The sequence below is a fragment of the Pseudomonas sp. R1-6 genome (assembly GCF_051132115.1).
GTDB lineage: Bacteria > Pseudomonadota > Gammaproteobacteria > Pseudomonadales > Pseudomonadaceae > Aquipseudomonas.
Map to the genome: position 1 here is coordinate 111,439 of NZ_CP071662.1, position 14,722 is coordinate 126,160.

The 14,722-nt window shown below is 62.6% G+C and carries 13 protein-coding genes; 3 read left to right on the forward strand and 10 right to left on the reverse strand.

Features of this window, described 5'->3' with window-relative positions:
* Positions 1-96: 96 nt before the first annotated feature.
* From tssH to tssA, 10 genes are all read right to left on the reverse strand, one after another.
* Positions 97-2,787 carry a type VI secretion system ATPase TssH gene (gene tssH / locus J3P81_RS00455; protein ID WP_434561592.1) on the reverse strand — a complete coding sequence of 897 codons (2,691 nt, stop codon included), beginning with the start codon at positions 2,785-2,787 and terminating at the stop codon, positions 97-99.
* A complete protein-coding gene (gene tssG / locus J3P81_RS00460; RefSeq protein WP_434561594.1) occupies positions 2,780-3,832 on the reverse strand; it encodes a type VI secretion system baseplate subunit TssG in 1,053 nt (350 codons plus the stop codon). The genes tssH and tssG overlap by 8 nt, the downstream gene beginning before the upstream one ends.
* The gene (tssF, locus tag J3P81_RS00465; protein ID WP_434561596.1) at positions 3,796-5,655 is read right to left on the reverse strand and encodes a type VI secretion system baseplate subunit TssF; all 1,860 of its coding nucleotides are present in this window, start codon (positions 5,653-5,655) and stop codon (positions 3,796-3,798) included. Before tssF ends, tssG begins: the two co-directional genes overlap by 37 nt.
* Complete coding sequence (gene tssE, locus J3P81_RS00470; RefSeq protein WP_420767132.1) at positions 5,652-6,164, reverse strand: type VI secretion system baseplate subunit TssE; 513 nt, start codon at positions 6,162-6,164, stop codon at positions 5,652-5,654. The genes tssF and tssE overlap by 4 nt, the downstream gene beginning before the upstream one ends.
* On the reverse strand, positions 6,158-6,583 hold the full coding sequence (locus J3P81_RS00475; protein WP_420767133.1) for a hypothetical protein: 426 nt from the start codon (positions 6,581-6,583) through the stop codon (positions 6,158-6,160). The genes tssE and J3P81_RS00475 overlap by 7 nt, the downstream gene beginning before the upstream one ends.
* On the reverse strand, positions 6,580-7,032 hold the full coding sequence (locus J3P81_RS00480; protein WP_420767134.1) for a T6SS effector amidase Tae4 family protein: 453 nt from the start codon (positions 7,030-7,032) through the stop codon (positions 6,580-6,582). Before J3P81_RS00480 ends, J3P81_RS00475 begins: the two co-directional genes overlap by 4 nt.
* A gap of 81 nt (positions 7,033-7,113) precedes the next feature.
* Complete coding sequence (locus J3P81_RS00485) at positions 7,114-7,602, reverse strand: Hcp family type VI secretion system effector (RefSeq protein ID WP_420767135.1); 489 nt, start codon at positions 7,600-7,602, stop codon at positions 7,114-7,116.
* Between the two features lie 225 nt (positions 7,603-7,827).
* Positions 7,828-9,324 (reverse strand): type VI secretion system contractile sheath large subunit, encoded by a 1,497-nt coding sequence (gene tssC, locus J3P81_RS00490; protein ID WP_030138240.1) that lies wholly within the window; start codon positions 9,322-9,324, stop codon positions 7,828-7,830.
* A 12-nt stretch (positions 9,325-9,336) separates the two neighbouring features.
* Entirely contained in the window at positions 9,337-9,852 is a 516-nt protein-coding gene (tssB, locus tag J3P81_RS00495) for a type VI secretion system contractile sheath small subunit (protein ID WP_186633609.1), read from the reverse strand.
* An 82-nt stretch (positions 9,853-9,934) separates the two neighbouring features.
* Positions 9,935-10,960, reverse strand: coding sequence for a type VI secretion system protein TssA (tssA, locus tag J3P81_RS00500; RefSeq protein ID WP_434561599.1), 1,026 nt, complete (start codon positions 10,958-10,960; stop codon positions 9,935-9,937).
* Positions 10,961-11,364: 404 nt separating this feature from the next.
* Here tssA and tagH point away from each other — a divergent pair, with 404 nt between their 5' ends.
* The 3 genes from tagH to tssK all read left to right on the forward strand — a co-directional run bounded on the left by tagH (position 11,365) and on the right by tssK (position 14,716).
* Positions 11,365-12,792 (forward strand): type VI secretion system-associated FHA domain protein TagH, encoded by a 1,428-nt coding sequence (gene tagH, locus J3P81_RS00505; protein WP_434561601.1) that lies wholly within the window; start codon positions 11,365-11,367, stop codon positions 12,790-12,792.
* A 67-nt stretch (positions 12,793-12,859) separates the two neighbouring features.
* Entirely contained in the window at positions 12,860-13,366 is a 507-nt protein-coding gene (gene tssJ / locus J3P81_RS00510; protein WP_434561603.1) for a type VI secretion system lipoprotein TssJ, read from the forward strand.
* Positions 13,367-13,381: 15 nt separating this feature from the next.
* Positions 13,382-14,716 carry a type VI secretion system baseplate subunit TssK gene (gene tssK / locus J3P81_RS00515; protein ID WP_420767139.1) on the forward strand — a complete coding sequence of 445 codons (1,335 nt, stop codon included), beginning with the start codon at positions 13,382-13,384 and terminating at the stop codon, positions 14,714-14,716.
* Positions 14,717-14,722 lie beyond the last annotated feature (6 nt).

Below are 14,722 nucleotides of genomic sequence, written 5' to 3' on the forward strand. Positions count from 1 at the left end.
CTCGCGAAAGCGGTGTGTCAGTCAACAAGGATGTCACTGACAGATTGCATTCGCGAGCAGGCTCGCTCCCACAGGGTCGTGCGGTGTTACCTGAAGTCAGGCCGCATCGCTGAAATCGTACTTCAGTTCATTGTCCACCGCGCTGATCCGCACGCCGGCCATGGCCTTGCCTTCGAGCATGCGGGTGAGAAACTCGCGGCTCATGTCCGGCAGCAGGCTGTTGGTCAGGATGGTGTCGATCATGCGCCCGCCGCTTTCGGTTTCGGTGCAACGCGAGACGATCAGGTCGATCACCGCGTCGTCGTAGTCGAAGGCCACTTTATGGGTGCTCTCCACGCGCTTCTTGATGCGGTTGAGTTGCAGGCGGGTGATGGCCTTGAGCATCTCGTCGCTGAGCGGGTAATACGGGATCGTCACCAGGCGACCCAGCAGCGCCGGCGGGAAAATCTCCAGCAGCGGTTGGCGCAGGGCCTTGGCGATCTCTTCCGGCTCGGGCACGTTCTGCGGGTCCTTGCAGACCTGGGCGATCAGCTCGGTGCCGGCGTTGGTGGTCAGCAGGATCAGGGTGTTCTTGAAGTCGATCACCCGGCCTTCGCCGTCTTCCATCACGCCCTTGTCGAATACCTGGAAAAAGATCTCATGTACGTCCGGGTGGGCTTTTTCAACCTCGTCCAGCAGCACCACGCTGTACGGTTTGCGCCGCACGGCTTCGGTCAGCACGCCGCCTTCGCCGTAGCCGATGTAGCCCGGTGGCGCGCCCTTGAGGGTGGACACGGTGTGGGCTTCCTGGAACTCGCTCATGTTGATGGTGATGACGTTCTGCTCGCCGCCGTACATGGCTTCGGCCAGGGCCAGGGCGGTTTCGGTCTTGCCCACGCCGGAGGTGCCAGCGAGCATGAACACACCAATCGGCTTGCTCGGGTTGTCGAGGCCGGCGCGGGAGGTCTGGATGCGCTTGGCGATCATCTGCAAGGCATGGTCCTGGCCGATGATGCGTTTTTTCAGGTGCTGGTCGAGGTTGAGCACGGTTTCCAGCTCGTTGCGGGCCATGCGGCCCACCGGGATACCGGTCCAATCGGCAACCACCGAGGCCACGGCCTGATAATCCACGGTCGGCAGGATCAATGGGTTTTCACCTTGCAGGGCGGTCAGGCGCTGTTGCAGGTCCACCAGTTTCTCGCGCAGGGCGTGGCTTTCGTTGTCAGAAGCTTCGCTGCGGTCTTCGCTGTCCACCGCGCCGACGCGTTCGCGCAGGGTGGCGCGGGTTTCCAGCAATTGGTCCACCAGGGTTTTCTCTTCGGCCCAGCGGCTTTCCAGCTCCGCCAGACGCTCACGCTCGGCGCCCAGCAGGCTTTCGCTCTGGGTCTGGCGGCTGCCGATGGCCACGCCGATGGCGTGCTCGCGGGCAATGATTTGCAGCTCGGTTTCCAGCGCTTCGATACGGCGGCGGCTGTCGTCCACTTCGGCGGGCACGGCGTGCAGGCTGATGGCGACGCGGGCGCAGGCGGTGTCCAGCAGGCTCACGGATTTATCCGGCAACTGGCGCGCGGGAATGTAGCGGTGGGACAACTTGACCGAGGCTTCCAGGGCTTCGTCGAGGATCTGCACCTGATGGTGTTTTTCCATGGTCGAGGCCACGCCCCGCATCATCAGCAGGGCTTTGTCTTCAGACGGTTCGGCGAGTTGCACCACTTGGAAGCGGCGGGTCAGGGCGGGATCTTTTTCGATGTGCTTCTTGTACTCGGCCCAGGTCGTGGCGGCTACGGTGCGCAAGGTGCCGCGGGCCAGGGCCGGCTTGAGCAGGTTGGCCGCGTCGCCCGTACCGGCGGCGCCACCGGCACCCACCAGGGTGTGGGCTTCGTCGATGAACAGGATGATCGGCTTGGGCGAGGCCTGGACGTCTTCGATGACCTGGCGCAGGCGTTGTTCGAATTCGCCTTTCATGCTCGCGCCGGCCTGCAACAGGCCCACGTCGAGGCTGCGCAACTCCACGTCCTTGAGGGACGGCGGCACGTCGCCGGCGACGATGCGCAAGGCAAAGCCTTCGACCACGGCGGTCTTGCCCACGCCGGCTTCACCGGTGAGGATCGGGTTGTTCTGCCGACGGCGCATGAGGATGTCCACCAGTTGGCGGATCTCTTCGTCACGGCCGACGATGGGGTCGAGCTTGCCGCTGCGGGCCTGCTCGGTGAGGTCGACGGTAAAGCGCTTGAGCGCTTCCTGCTTGCCCATGGCGCTAGGGGCCATCGCGCCGCTGGCCTCGCCCGGCACCGCGCCGGCGTTGAAACCGTCGCTGGCGGCCAGGGCGTTTTCCGGCGAGTCGCCAACGTATTCATCGAAGCGTTCGCTCAAGGCTTCAACCTTGACTTTGTCGAACTCCGACGACAGGCCCAGCAGCGCGTGGCGCAGGCTCGGCGTCTTGAGGATGCCCAGCACCAAATAACCGGTGCGCACCTGGCTTTCGCCGAACATCAGGCTGCCGTAGACCCAGCCACGTTCCACGGCTTCTTCAACGTGGGAGGACAGGTCGGTGATCGATGTCGAACCGCGTGGCAAACGATCCAGTGCCTCGGTCAGGTCACGGGCCAGGCGCGCCGGCTCGATGTTGAACTGGCGGATGATGCGGTGCAGGTCCGAGTCCTGCAGTTGCAGCAATTGATGAAACCAGTGGGCCAGCTCCACATAAGGGTTACCGCGCAATTTGCAGAACACGGTGGCGGCTTCGATGGCTTTGTAGGCCACGCTGTTGAGTTTGCCGAACAACGCGGCGCGACTGATTTCACCCATGCTCATGGCTCCTTGAGGTCTGTGAGGTGTTGGCCTGTTCGGCGTAATGCCGGGCCAGTATTAGATCGTTGGCATCTTTTTCAGGTCGTCCCAGCCAGGTGTTGAAGCCCAGGCGGAAACGGCCATTGAGTTGTAGTGGGGGCACTTCGGGCTGTTCCAGCACCAGGTTCAGGTCCCAGTCCAGCTCGTGTCCCAGGTATTCGGCGACCCAGGCCACCAGCTCGTTGAACGGTTGGCTGCCGGGCAGCATGCCCATGTAGTCATCGAGCTTGAGCGGGCCCAGGCGAATGCGGAATTTGTGCTGGCGGTCCCACACGAAACGGCCCAGGCAGAAGTCCACGCCCAACTGATGGGCGCTGACACCGACGCGGCTGCGCTCCGGCAGTTCCAGCCACTGGCCGACGTATTCTTCGATTTCCACCGGCAGGCCGAAATACTCGCTGAGGATCGCCTTCAGGCCGTCCGGATAACGGGTTTGCGCCGAGAGGTGGCCACTGTAGTGCAGCTTCGCCGTGTCGGGGATCAATCCTTGGTTGAGCAGGCTCGGCATGCCCCGGCCGCTGAGTGCCGCCAGGCGCGCCGACCAGTAGTCATCGTCCGGGCGATCGTGGCTGACGGTCGGCCGCGCTTCGGCCCAGGCCCGGTAGAACAGGCTGAGCAGGCGATGGTGGAACACGTCGAGGAAGCGCTTGCTGGTGCTGTCGCCATTGTTGCGCTGGCGTTCGCGCACGTATTCGGTGATGTGCAGCGGCATCGGGCCGTTAGGGCCGCCGAGACCGAAAAAGAACTGCTCCAGGCGCGCCGGCGCGCCGTCCACGCCCGGTTGCACCGAGGCCAGGGTCGCCGGGGCGAAGGTACAGTCGGCCTGTTGCCCGAGGCGCAACGGGTCATCGGCCAGGCGCAGGGAATGGCCCAGGCGCGGCAGTTCGGGGGTTTCACATTCGATGCGCCGCAACGCCTGGAAAAAGTCGTATTCCCAGGGTTCCTGGTGCATCGCCTCCAGGGTACTCAAAGGGTCGGACGACGTCCGGGCTTGGCTTTCCATCGCATGATCTCGCCGCGTTCGGTGGTACGGATCACCGTCTCGGTAAAACTGTTGATCGACACGTAGCGTGCCAGGAAGCGCTCCAGTACCGCGCCGAGCAGGAACACCCCGGTGCCGCGAAACGCGTTTTCATCGAATTCCAGGGTGATCTCCAGGCCACGCCCAAAGACGATCGGGCCGGGCATCGGCAGGCGGCGGGTGCACGCCTTGCTGCTGACCTCCCGTAAGCCTTCGATCTGCAATTGCAGCGCGGCGTCGTTGCTGTCGCCGTACAGTCGCAGCAGCTCACGCAGGGCGGCGGCGCCTTGGCCCTGTTCGCTCAACGACAGGTAGTTCAGGGACAACTGGCTGATCAATCGCCAGGCCTTGGCGTCATGGGCATGGCTGGCCCGTGGGCGACTGGGACCTGCCACGCAACGCACCGCGCCCACCGGCGCACTGTCGGCCAGGGTGAAATCGGTCTTGCCGTTGCCCACGCTCATGAACAGCGGCAGATCGCGGTTGGTGCACAGCGCGGTCACCCCCAGCTGGCGCAAGTCGTGGCGATAGGGCGCTTGCTGGCTGTCCACCAGGCTGACAAAGGTCTCGCTGCCGACGTAGGTCGAGCGCGGGCCGTTGCGGCGCTGGTCGCTGGACAGCACGCGGGGCTCACGGCGTACCGTGTAATAGGCTTTGTCGCGGCCATAGCGGGACGGATCGCGCACGGCGTAGAACGGCAGGAACGGTTGCTCCGGCCCGGTGCCGTGGCCGGTCAGCCCCGTCAGCGAATGCACTTCGAAATCCATCGGCCGGGTGCGGTCGGCGATCACGTGATGTTCGTTGACGCGGTCCGACAAGTGAATGCGGTCCAGACGCTTGGGAAACAGGTTGATCGCCGGGGTGCAGAACGGCAGGAACTGCGAAGCGCCAACGCTGCCTTCCAGGCTCGGATCGTGACGGTCGAACAGCACGATCAATTCCAGCTCCTGGCCTTCGCAACGCTTGACCGCACGGCTGAGCTGGGTGAAGTCGACGAACAGGAAACGATGGGGCAGGGCGAAGTATTCCTGCAACAGGCGATAGCCCTGGAACGCCCGCGACACCACCGGCAATGCGGCCTCGGCGTCATCGAAGCCTTGAGAACGCAATGCATCCTGGGGCAACCGTTCGACCCAATTGCCGCCGGGCTGGCGCGCGAACACCGCGCAGGCGTTGCCCAGCAGCTGTTCGTAAAGGCGGAAGGGCTGTTCGTCGGCGCCGCTGAGGTACAGCGGCAGGTTGTCCAGGGCCAGGCTGTTGAACGGCAGCTCGGCGCCGGTGCGCAGGGTCAGGCGCAGGCCGGCCTTGGCTTTCGGTTCGCTGGCGGCCAGGCGCCCGAGCACGGCGGACGGGTTGCCGAAATATTCGGCCTGGCTGACCTGCAACGGCCACAACGTCACCGGGTGAGCGGTGCGGTACTCGCAGCAAGTCTGGGATTCGCGACCCAGGGCGGCGCGCAGTACGGTATCGCGGGGCAGCGGGAAACCGCTGCTCAGCGAGCCTTCGTCCGGGTCGGCCTGCATTTGCACCACGGTCATCGACGGCGTCGGCGCCAGGTAGTGCGGGTAGACGATTTCCAGCAGGTTGTGGGTGAAGGTCGGGTACTCGGCGTCGAGCTTGAGTTGTACCCGCGCCGTCAGATAGGCGAAGCCTTCCAGCAGGCGCTCGACATACGGGTCGGCGCAGTCCATCCCGGCCAAGGTCAGCCGGCTGGCGATCTTGGGGTATTCCTTGGCGAACTCCGCGGCGCTTTCGCGCACGTGGTGCAGTTCCTGGTTGTACAGTTCCAGCAGGCGCGGGTTCATGGGCGTCTCCGCTGGTCGGCGTTGACGACGCGCACGTGGCCGGTTTCCAGGTCCAGGTCGGTTTGCAGCATCAGGCGCAGCGGCACCGGCTGCGCCCAGAGGTCGCCTTCGATCTCGAAGCTCAGGGCGTTGTGGTTCATCTCGGCCGTCGCCCGGGCTCGCACGCGCAACGTGTGACGCAGGATGCGCGGTTCGAACGTGGCGATGGCCTGATGGATCAAGGTTTCCAGGGCGGCGACGTCGACGTTCGACGCGCTGTTGCCCGCCAGCGCCGGCAGGCCGAAATTCACCACCGACGTGCCCGCCGGCGTGTGCAGCGTGGCATCGCCGTCGAGCAGCGAGGTGGTGTTGAGCAGCCACGCCAGGTCACGCAGCACCGAGGCTTTCAATTGCGTCAGAGAAAGCACGCGCTTGTCGGCGCTTTCCTTGGGGTTGGTCGGATCGTCGTCGGTCAGCCGGTCCAGCAGGGACGGTTGCAAGCGATCGCGGGTGGCGATTTCGGTTACCACGTGAATGGCGCTACGTACATTTTCTGGTCCGCTCCCGGGCCGCAGAATGCATAAATGCTTACCGGAGCTGCTTCAAAGCCCTGCGGCATCTGACGGATAGCCTGCATCTTGGTGATGCAATCGCGACTGGGCGCGGGCATGTGCTCGCTACGCCAAACCGCAAATATCGGTACTTCGTTGAACTTCTCCACGCGCAGCTGCTGCTTGTCCAACATAAAGCTGCAGGGCCATTCCATATCCAATTGCATGCGGCTCTGGTCGGATTTGAGCAGTGCGCACTGGCCTTGATCGTCAATCAGGCTAAGTGCTTGCCCAACGAAAACAGCTCGGGTTGCCGTCGTCTCGGTATGTTCGGCACATGCGCTCAGGCAAACCAGATTCATCGCCAGGCAAGCAGCGAGCAGGTGCTTTTTCATCATGTCAGCTCCCAGAACCAGACAGCCTTGGACCTGTAGAAAAGATCACCGGTTTGAGTCACGCCCCGGTTCCATAGATCGATGTGATCGCCGGTGCGGTTTTCCTCGGTCTGGCCCTGTTGCCGATAACAGTCTTTGAAGAATATCAACCCGGTCTTGCTCATCAACTTCTGCCGGTCGGCGGCGCTATTGCTGAGGATGGTAGGACGCCCCAGATGGTGCTTCCACAACCAGTTCGCCAACGATTCGGCGCCCCTGGCGTGTTCATGGGCACACTTGGGTTCGGTGTAGGTGAATTTATTGACTTTGATAGTCTTCTCGGCATTGAGCGTCACGCTCATGCGTATGGCGCACTGGTTGGCCCACGGACCGTCGCAAGGCTTTGCATCGGGATGGGTTATCCGCAAATCGGAATACGCTTTCCACAAATTGATAAACGCAGGCTTGGCCATGACTCAGACACCGGGCAGGAAAGGATGGGATGCGAGCAAGCACCAAACACCCCCGGCGCGTGGCGCCAGGGGCGTGTTCGATTACACCTTGACGTTCTGACGGATGTTCCAGCCGAACTTGACCGGGCCGCCTTCCTTGGTGCCGTCGGCTTTCTGCGGCTGGTAGTCCACCAGCACCTTGGCGAAGTTCAGGGTGACGTTTTCGGTCAGGCGATCATCGCCACCCGAGCCGCCGGTGCTCAGGGAAGTGATCAGCACTTCTTCCAGGTTGATGATCATGTACTCGACCTGGTTTTCGCCGCCGGCCTTGCGCACGGTCAGCTTGACCTTGTCGACGTGCTTGCCGCTGGCGCAGTGCATCATCAGGTTCGGTGAAGCCTTGTCGACGTACTTGGTCAGAGACAGGTCCTGGATGCTCACCTTGCCCGCGCCACCGCCACTGCCCACGTGCATGTTACCGGTCTGGGACATGCCCCAGCTCCAGTTCAGGACGTCGATCTCGTCCTTGTGGACCTTGTCCATGGACTCGCCCTTGATGTCGCCGATCTTGATGAAAATATCAACAGCCATGTTTTCTCCCTGTGTGGTCTCTACCACGTTGTTTGGTTGACGCTGACCTTGCGAAATCTGTTTTGCCGAGCGGAACTAAGGTGATCTCCAAACTGCTGAAGATCCCTTGTGGGAGCGAGCCTGCTCGCGATGGCGGCGGGTCAGGCAACGCAGGTGGCGACTGATCCACTGCCATCGCGAGCAGGCTCGCTCCCACATGTTCTATTGCGTACGTTCAGTGGGTTTTTAAGCGCCCTTGGCCGAAGGCAGTTTCGATACCAGGCGCAGCGACACGGTCAGCCCTTCGAGCTGGTAGTGCGGACGCAGGTAGAACTTGGAGTTGTAGTACCCCGGGTTGCCTTCGACTTCTTCGACGATCACTTCGGCGGCAGCAAGCGGGTGCTGGGCCTTGGTGGTCTCGGTGGAGTGCGCCGGATCACCGTCGACGTAGTTCAGGATCCAGTCCTGCAACCAGCGCTGCATTTCGTCCTTCTCTTTGAAGGAGCCGATCTTGTCGCGCACGATGCACTTGAGGTAGTGGGCGAAACGGCAGGTGGCGAACAGGTACGGCAGGCGCGCGGCCAGGTTGGCGTTGGCGGTGGCGTCCGGGTCGTCGTATTCGGCCGGTTTCTGCAGGGACTGGGCGCCGATGAACGCGGCGAAGTCGGTGTTTTTCTTGTGCAGCAGCGGCATGAAACCGTTCTTCGCCAGTTCCGCTTCACGGCGGTCCGAGATAGCGATTTCAGTCGGGCACTTCATGTCCACGCCACCGTCGTCGGTCGGGAACGTGTGGGCCGGCAGGTTTTCCACTTCACCGCCCGACTCCACGCCACGGATGCGCGAGCACCAGCCGAAGTGTTTGAAGGAACGGTTGATGTTCACCGCCATCGCGTAGGCCGCGTTGGCCCAGGTGTACTTGGAGCTGTCGGCGCCGTCGGTGTTTTCTTCGAAGGCGAAGGCTTCCACCGGGTCGGTCTTGGCGCCGTACGGCAAGCGCGCCAGGAAGCGCGGCATGGTCAGGCCGATGTAGCGCGAGTCTTCCGACTCACGCAGCGAACGCCAGCCGGCGTATTCCGGCGTGGTAAAGATCTTGGTCAGGTCGCGCGGGTTCGACAGTTCCTGCCAGGAGCCCATGCCCATCACGGTTGGCGAGGCAGCGGCAATGAACGGCGCGTGCATCGCGGCGCAGACTTTCGACAGTTCGCCCAGCAGTTCCACGTCCGGTGGCGACTGGTCGAAGTAGTAGTCGCCCACCAGGCAGCCGTAAGGCTCGCCGCCGAACTGGCCGTATTCTTCTTCGTACATCTTCTTGAAGATCGGGCTCTGGTCCCACGCGGTGCCCTTGAATTTCTTCAGGGTCTTGTGCAGGTCAGGCTTGGAGATGTTGAGCACGCGGATCTTGAGCTGCTCATCGGTCTCGGTGTTGTTGACCAGGTAGTGCAGGCCACGCCAGGCGCTTTCCAATTGCTGGAAATCCGGGTGGTGGATGACCTGGTTGACCTGGGCGGTGAGCTTGGCGTCGATGGCGGCGATGATCGACTCGATCGACTTGATGGCGTCGTTGGACACCAGGTCGGTCTGCGCCAGGGCCTGTTCGGCCAGGGTGCGCACGGCGGTCTCGACGGCTTCGCGGGCACGTTCGGTCTTGGGTTTGAATTCTTGCAGCAGCAGCGAGGCGAACTCGCTGGTTTCTTCGGTGGCGCCCAGGTTCTGGGGCTGATTGTCGCGTACCAAATCGTTCATGATTGTTAGTCCTTAAGCCTTGGGCTCTGCGTCGGCGGGCTTCGGCGCGCTCGCCAGGGCCTGCAACAGCGCTGGGTCCTTGATCGCCTTCATGATGATTTCCTCGGCGCCGGTCTTGCCGTCCATGTAGGTCAGCAGGTTGGCCAATTGGGTACGCGCTTCGAGCAGCTTGTTCAGCGAGTCGATCTTGCGCGCCACGGCTGCCGGGCTGAAGTCGTCCATGCTTTCGAAGGTCAGGTCCAGGCTCAGGTTGCCTTCGCCGGTCAATTCGTTAGGCACATGGAACGCCACGCGCGGCTGCATGGCCTTGAGGCGCGAGTCGAAATTGTCGACGTCGATCTCGAGGAACTTGCGATCGGCCACCGGTGCCAGAGGCTCGGCGGGCTTGCCGGCGAGGTCGGCCATTACCCCCATGACGAAGGGCAACTGGACCTTTTTCTCGGCGCCGTAGAGCTCGACGTCGTACTCGATCTGCACTCGAGGCGCGCGGTTGCGCGCGATGAATTTCTGAGAACTTTGCTTCGCCACGTTGCTGCTCCTGGTCGCTTGAGCGACGGTGTTGGCGTCATCGGGAGGTACCTATGACGTGACTGCGTGATCCGCTCGCTTTTTATTCGCTTTCCGGGCCGCGCAGGTTTTCAAATTGACTCATGCCGTCGGGAATCAGATTGCGCACGATCGCCGCGAAGTCGGCGTGCACCAGATTCTTCGCCCGATTCAACAGCACCGGCAGCGGGCTGGAGGGCTCATGGCGGGTGTAGTACGCCAGGATCCGGTCCAGGCTGCGCAGCACGTCGTCACGGTTGTTGATTTCCCCCGGGACGGTACTGCGGGGCGCGCCTGGTGAGCTGGTGTATTCGACGGGTGCGGTGTCGTCGGTTTCGACAGGATCGGCAAGGTCGCTGTCGCCGCTCTGCGGGGCGAACTGACCGAGTATCTGCAACGCCATTTTCAGCGGCTGCTTCAACGGGCCGAGGTCCACGCCTTGGGCGGAACCGACCTGGTCGCTGACCTGCTGTTCGATGGATTCGGCGGCGCTGCGGGCTTCCAGCAGGGCGGTACGGATGACTTCCAGCTGCTCGGGGTCGCTGTCGAGCAGGGCGCCGGCGAGCTGTTCGGCGCCGAGACTTTCATCGGGGAAACTTTGCAAGCCGCTGGCATTGGCGGCGGCGCGCAGGCTGACGGCGCCGAACGTTCGCGAGCGGGCCAGTATGCTCTCGCGCAACAGGCGAATGGTGACGTCCGACGTCAGGCCGGCGAGGGCATTGATGCGCACGGTGGGGTCGTTGTCGTCATCGGCGTCCAGGCGCGGGTGCAGGTCGGCCCAGTATTGCTTGAGCAACTCGCTGATCAGCGTCAATGCGCGGGCGAGGCCGGGAATGCCTTCCAGGGCCAGGGAGCTCTGCAACAGGAAATGAGTGATGCGCAGGTCTTTGCTGCGCTGCAACAGGTCCAGGCTCTGCTGCTGGATGCTGCGCCATTCAGGGGGTTCGGCGGGCAGGATCGAATCGCCCATGCTGCGTTCGGGCTGGCCTCGGGAATCACGTTCCAGGCGCAAGAAATCCGCGTCATATTCCAGGTCTTCACCGCAAGGCGAATTCACGGAAACGGCGGCGAGCAACAAAGGCACATCCACTTGGATCGATCTCCCTATCACCCGCTGAAGAAGTCGGGCAGTGCACACGCAAGTTTCGGATGAAACTTCACATGTTCCTTGAGGATAATGGCGCTATAAGAGCGAGGTGATCTTAAAGTGCCATCATGTATATTCAAGAAGTTGTGCATTTTTGGTGTAGTACTTATCCGTTGTCAAGGTAAGCTATTTCGCCGATGTGACAGTTGTGAGGTGCTTAACAACCCGCGCGACTCGTAGGTCGAAGCAGGCACTGGAACAGGTTTTTTTGTCACGCAGGCCGGTTAAGATCAGCGATCATGCTGGCAAAAAGCCGTTCCGGTCGCAGGCAAGGATCCCATGTCGCATCGACGGGGCCCCGTTCTTATGTATCGCCAGCGACAAGAAGTATTCAGCAAGGAGGCGAGATGCCGCTGTGTTTGACTATCACTAGTTATCACAAGATTACCCCCGGACAATGTTCTGAAAAGACCTTGGGTCAGGGTGTGATGGCAATTGGCCGTAGTTCCGATAATGATTGGGTTCTGCCGGATCCGGAACGCCTGGTCTCGGGCAAGCATTGCGTTATCCAATACAAGGACGGGCGTTATTACTTGACCGATAACAGCACTAACGGTGTGGAGTTGGTCAAGGCCGGTATTCGCCTGCGCAAAGGCAATAGCGAGCCGTTGCAGGACGGCGAGATCATCCGCATTGGCGATTATGAGATCCAGGCGCGGGTCGACTTCGACCTGCCGATGACCGACAGCAATCCGTTCGCCGAAGCCCCCAGCAGTTTCGAAGCCTTGATGGGCCGTCAGAGCGCATCCGTGAATACGCCTTCGCCGATGCCCGTCGCCATGCCGGCCCACTTCCAGGGCGTATCGTCCATGGACACACTGCCGGACCTGTTCGACTTCCTCACCCCGCCCAGCGTCCCGCCGGCGACCCAGCCGGATCATGTGCCGGCCGAGCAGCACGATTTCCGTGCGCCTACGCCGATCCCCCGCCCGAACCCCCCGCCTGTGGCTGAGCCGGTGTTCGAGCCAGTGGCGGGAACGCCGGCCCCGGTCATTCCGGCAGACTGGGATCTGTTCAGCGACAAGCCAGCGCCCGTGGCACCGATTCCCGTCGCGCCGCTGCCCGAGCCGGTTCCCGTACCGGCAATCCCTGTGGTTGAGGTCGTTGCGCCGATTGAATCCACGCCGCGACCAGAAGCGCCCGTCAGCCGCGTCGAACCGACGACCTCCCCGGTGCAAACCTCTCAACCCGACCTGCTCCAGGCTTTCCTGCGCGGCGCCGGGCTGGATCAGTTGCGCCTGGACAAGGCCAACGCCGAGGCGCAGATGGAGAGCATCGGGCGCAGTTATCGCTTGATGGTCGAAGGGCTGATCGATGTACTGCGCGCCCGCAGCAGCCTCAAGGGTGAATTCCGCATCCAGCAGACGATGATCCAGCCGGTGGAAAACAACCCGCTGAAGTTCGCCCCCAATGTCGATGAAGCCCTGCTGTTGCTGTTGCGCCATGGCAACCAGGCATTCATGGCCCCGGACGTGGCGGTGCGTGACAGTTTCGATGATCTGCGCGCCCACCAGTTGGCGGTCATGGCCGGCGTGGAAGCGGCGATCAAGCATTTGCTGGCGCGCTTCGAGCCGGCGCAACTGGAAGAACGCATGGCCAAGCCTGGTGGACTTTCAGGCATTTTCAGCGGCTCGCGACAGGCCCAGTACTGGCAGCAATTCACCGAGCTCTACAGCAATATTTCCCGGGAAGCCCAAGAGGATTTCCAGGACCTGTTCGGTCGTGAGTTCAGCCGCGCTTACGAAGAGCACAGCACACGACAGCGACGCCGTTGAGCGGCGCCGCCTTAACGATACTGATCAAGACAACAACGGATAGCTCAAACGTCATTGAGGACGCAGGATGATCCCCAGGTTTTTACTCGCAGTCGCCGTAGCGCTTCTGCTGACGGCGTGCGCCAAGGATGCGGCCCAACCCCAGCCCGAAGAAGCTGAGGCCGACACCGCCGCCGTCGAGTTGCACTTCCACTCCATCGCCGGGCTCAACCCCGGAGCCACCGGCCAGCCAGCGCCGGTGCGGGTGCGTATTTTTGAACTAAAGAATGCGGCCACTTTTGGCCGCGCCGATTATTTCGCCTTGGCCGAGCGGGCCCAGGCGACGCTCGGTGCGGACCTGATCGACCAGGACGAAGTGCTGATCCCGCCGGACCAGCAATTGAGCCTGAAACGTGAGCTCGACCCGGCCACTCGGCACATCGGAATACTGGTGGGCTATCGCGAGTTGGACCAGTCGCTATGGCGCACGGTGATGAATGTACCGGCGCGCGAATACACCGAATACCAGATCAGCCTCGACGTGCGCGCCGTGCGCAGCGCCCTCGTCGTTCCCCCATCCAGCCCTGCCCAATAAGGAATCGGAGCCCCCATGTCCTGGAACAATCGCGTGGTCTGGTCGGAAGGCATGTTCATTGGAACGCAGCACTTCCAGCAGCATGACCGTTACCTGGAAAACCTCATCGACGCCCGCAGCCGCCCCTTGTCGGCCGGTGCCTGGGGTTTTTCCGAATTGCTGATCGACCAGGGCCTGCTGGCCCAGGGCAAGCTGGCCATCCTCTCGGCGCGGGGCCTGCTGCCGGACGGCACGCCGTTCAACATTCCCCAGGATGATTTGGCGCCGACCCCACTGAACATCGACGACAACCTGCGCGATGGCGTGGTGTACCTGGCGTTGCCGCTCAAGCGCGCCGGTGCCCGCGACACCGTGGACGAAGGTGAAGACCTCGGTGCTGCGCGTTATGTCAGCCAGGTGTGTGAAGTGCGCGACGACAACGCGCCGTTCGAAAACCGCGCGCCGGTGGCCGTGGGTTCCCGGGCGTTGCGCTTGTTGACCGAACAGGATGGCATCGGCGACTACGCCGCGATTGGCGTGGTGCGCATCAAGGAAAAACGCGCCGACCGGGCCCTGGTCCTCGACGACAGCTACATTCCACCGCTGCTGGATGTGGCGGCTTCCAAGCCACTGGCGGCATTTCGCAGCGAACTGCTGGGCCTGCTGCATCAACGCGGTGAAGCCTTGGCCGGGCGGGTGGTGGCCTCGGGGGCCGGTGGCGCCTCGGAGATCGCTGATTTCATGCTGCTGCAACTGGTCAACCGCGCCCAGCCGCTGATCCAGCACCTGAGCCAGTTGACGCCGCTGCACCCCGAGCGCTTCTACAGCGAACTGGTCAGCCTGGCGGGAGAATTCTCGACCTTTACCGCGTCAGCACGGCGGCCGCAGCCCTATCCGCAGTACCAGCACGATGACCTGGCGCTCAGCTACGCGCCGGTGATGCAGGCCTTGCGTGAGGCCCTGTCGATGTTGATCGACAGCAAGGCCACGCCGATCCCGATTGTTGAAAAAGCCTACGGCATTCACGTGGCGATGCTGGCCGACAAAACCCTGCTCGACAGCGCCAGTTTCATCCTGGTGGTACGCGCCGACGTGCCCGCCGAAACCCTGCGCGGCCGCTTCGGCCAGCAGAGCAAGGTCGGCTCGGTGGAGCACATCCGCGACCTGGTCAACCTGCAATTGCCGGGCATCGGCCTGCTGCCGTTGCCGGTAGCGCCACGCCAACTGCCGTACCACGCCGGTTCCACCTATTACGAGCTCGACCGGGGCAGCGATCACTGGCAGCAGTTGAGCAACTCCGGCGGCTTTGCGTTCCACATCGCCGGCCAGTTCCCGGGGCTGAACCTGGCGTTCTGGGCGATCCGAGGATAAACCGCG

Excerpts from the sequence above, each read along its gene's own strand:
- tssF (WP_434561596.1), bottom strand. The coding sequence starts at position 5,655 with ATGAACCCGCGCCTGCTGGAACTGTACAACCAGGAACTGCACCACGTG.
- tssJ (WP_434561603.1), top strand. The coding sequence starts at position 12,860 with ATGATCCCCAGGTTTTTACTCGCAGTCGCCGTAGCGCTTCTGCTGACG.
- J3P81_RS00485 (WP_420767135.1), bottom strand. The coding sequence starts at position 7,602 with ATGGCTGTTGATATTTTCATCAAGATCGGCGACATCAAGGGCGAGTCC.
- tssH (WP_434561592.1), bottom strand. The coding sequence starts at position 2,787 with ATGGGTGAAATCAGTCGCGCCGCGTTGTTCGGCAAACTCAACAGCGTG.
- J3P81_RS00480 (WP_420767134.1), bottom strand. The coding sequence starts at position 7,032 with ATGGCCAAGCCTGCGTTTATCAATTTGTGGAAAGCGTATTCCGATTTG.
- tssK (WP_420767139.1), top strand. The coding sequence starts at position 13,382 with ATGTCCTGGAACAATCGCGTGGTCTGGTCGGAAGGCATGTTCATTGGA.
- tssC (WP_030138240.1), bottom strand. The coding sequence starts at position 9,324 with ATGAACGATTTGGTACGCGACAATCAGCCCCAGAACCTGGGCGCCACC.
- tagH (WP_434561601.1), top strand. The coding sequence starts at position 11,365 with ATGCCGCTGTGTTTGACTATCACTAGTTATCACAAGATTACCCCCGGA.
- J3P81_RS00475 (WP_420767133.1), bottom strand. The coding sequence starts at position 6,583 with ATGATGAAAAAGCACCTGCTCGCTGCTTGCCTGGCGATGAATCTGGTT.
- tssG (WP_434561594.1), bottom strand. The coding sequence starts at position 3,832 with ATGGAAAGCCAAGCCCGGACGTCGTCCGACCCTTTGAGTACCCTGGAG.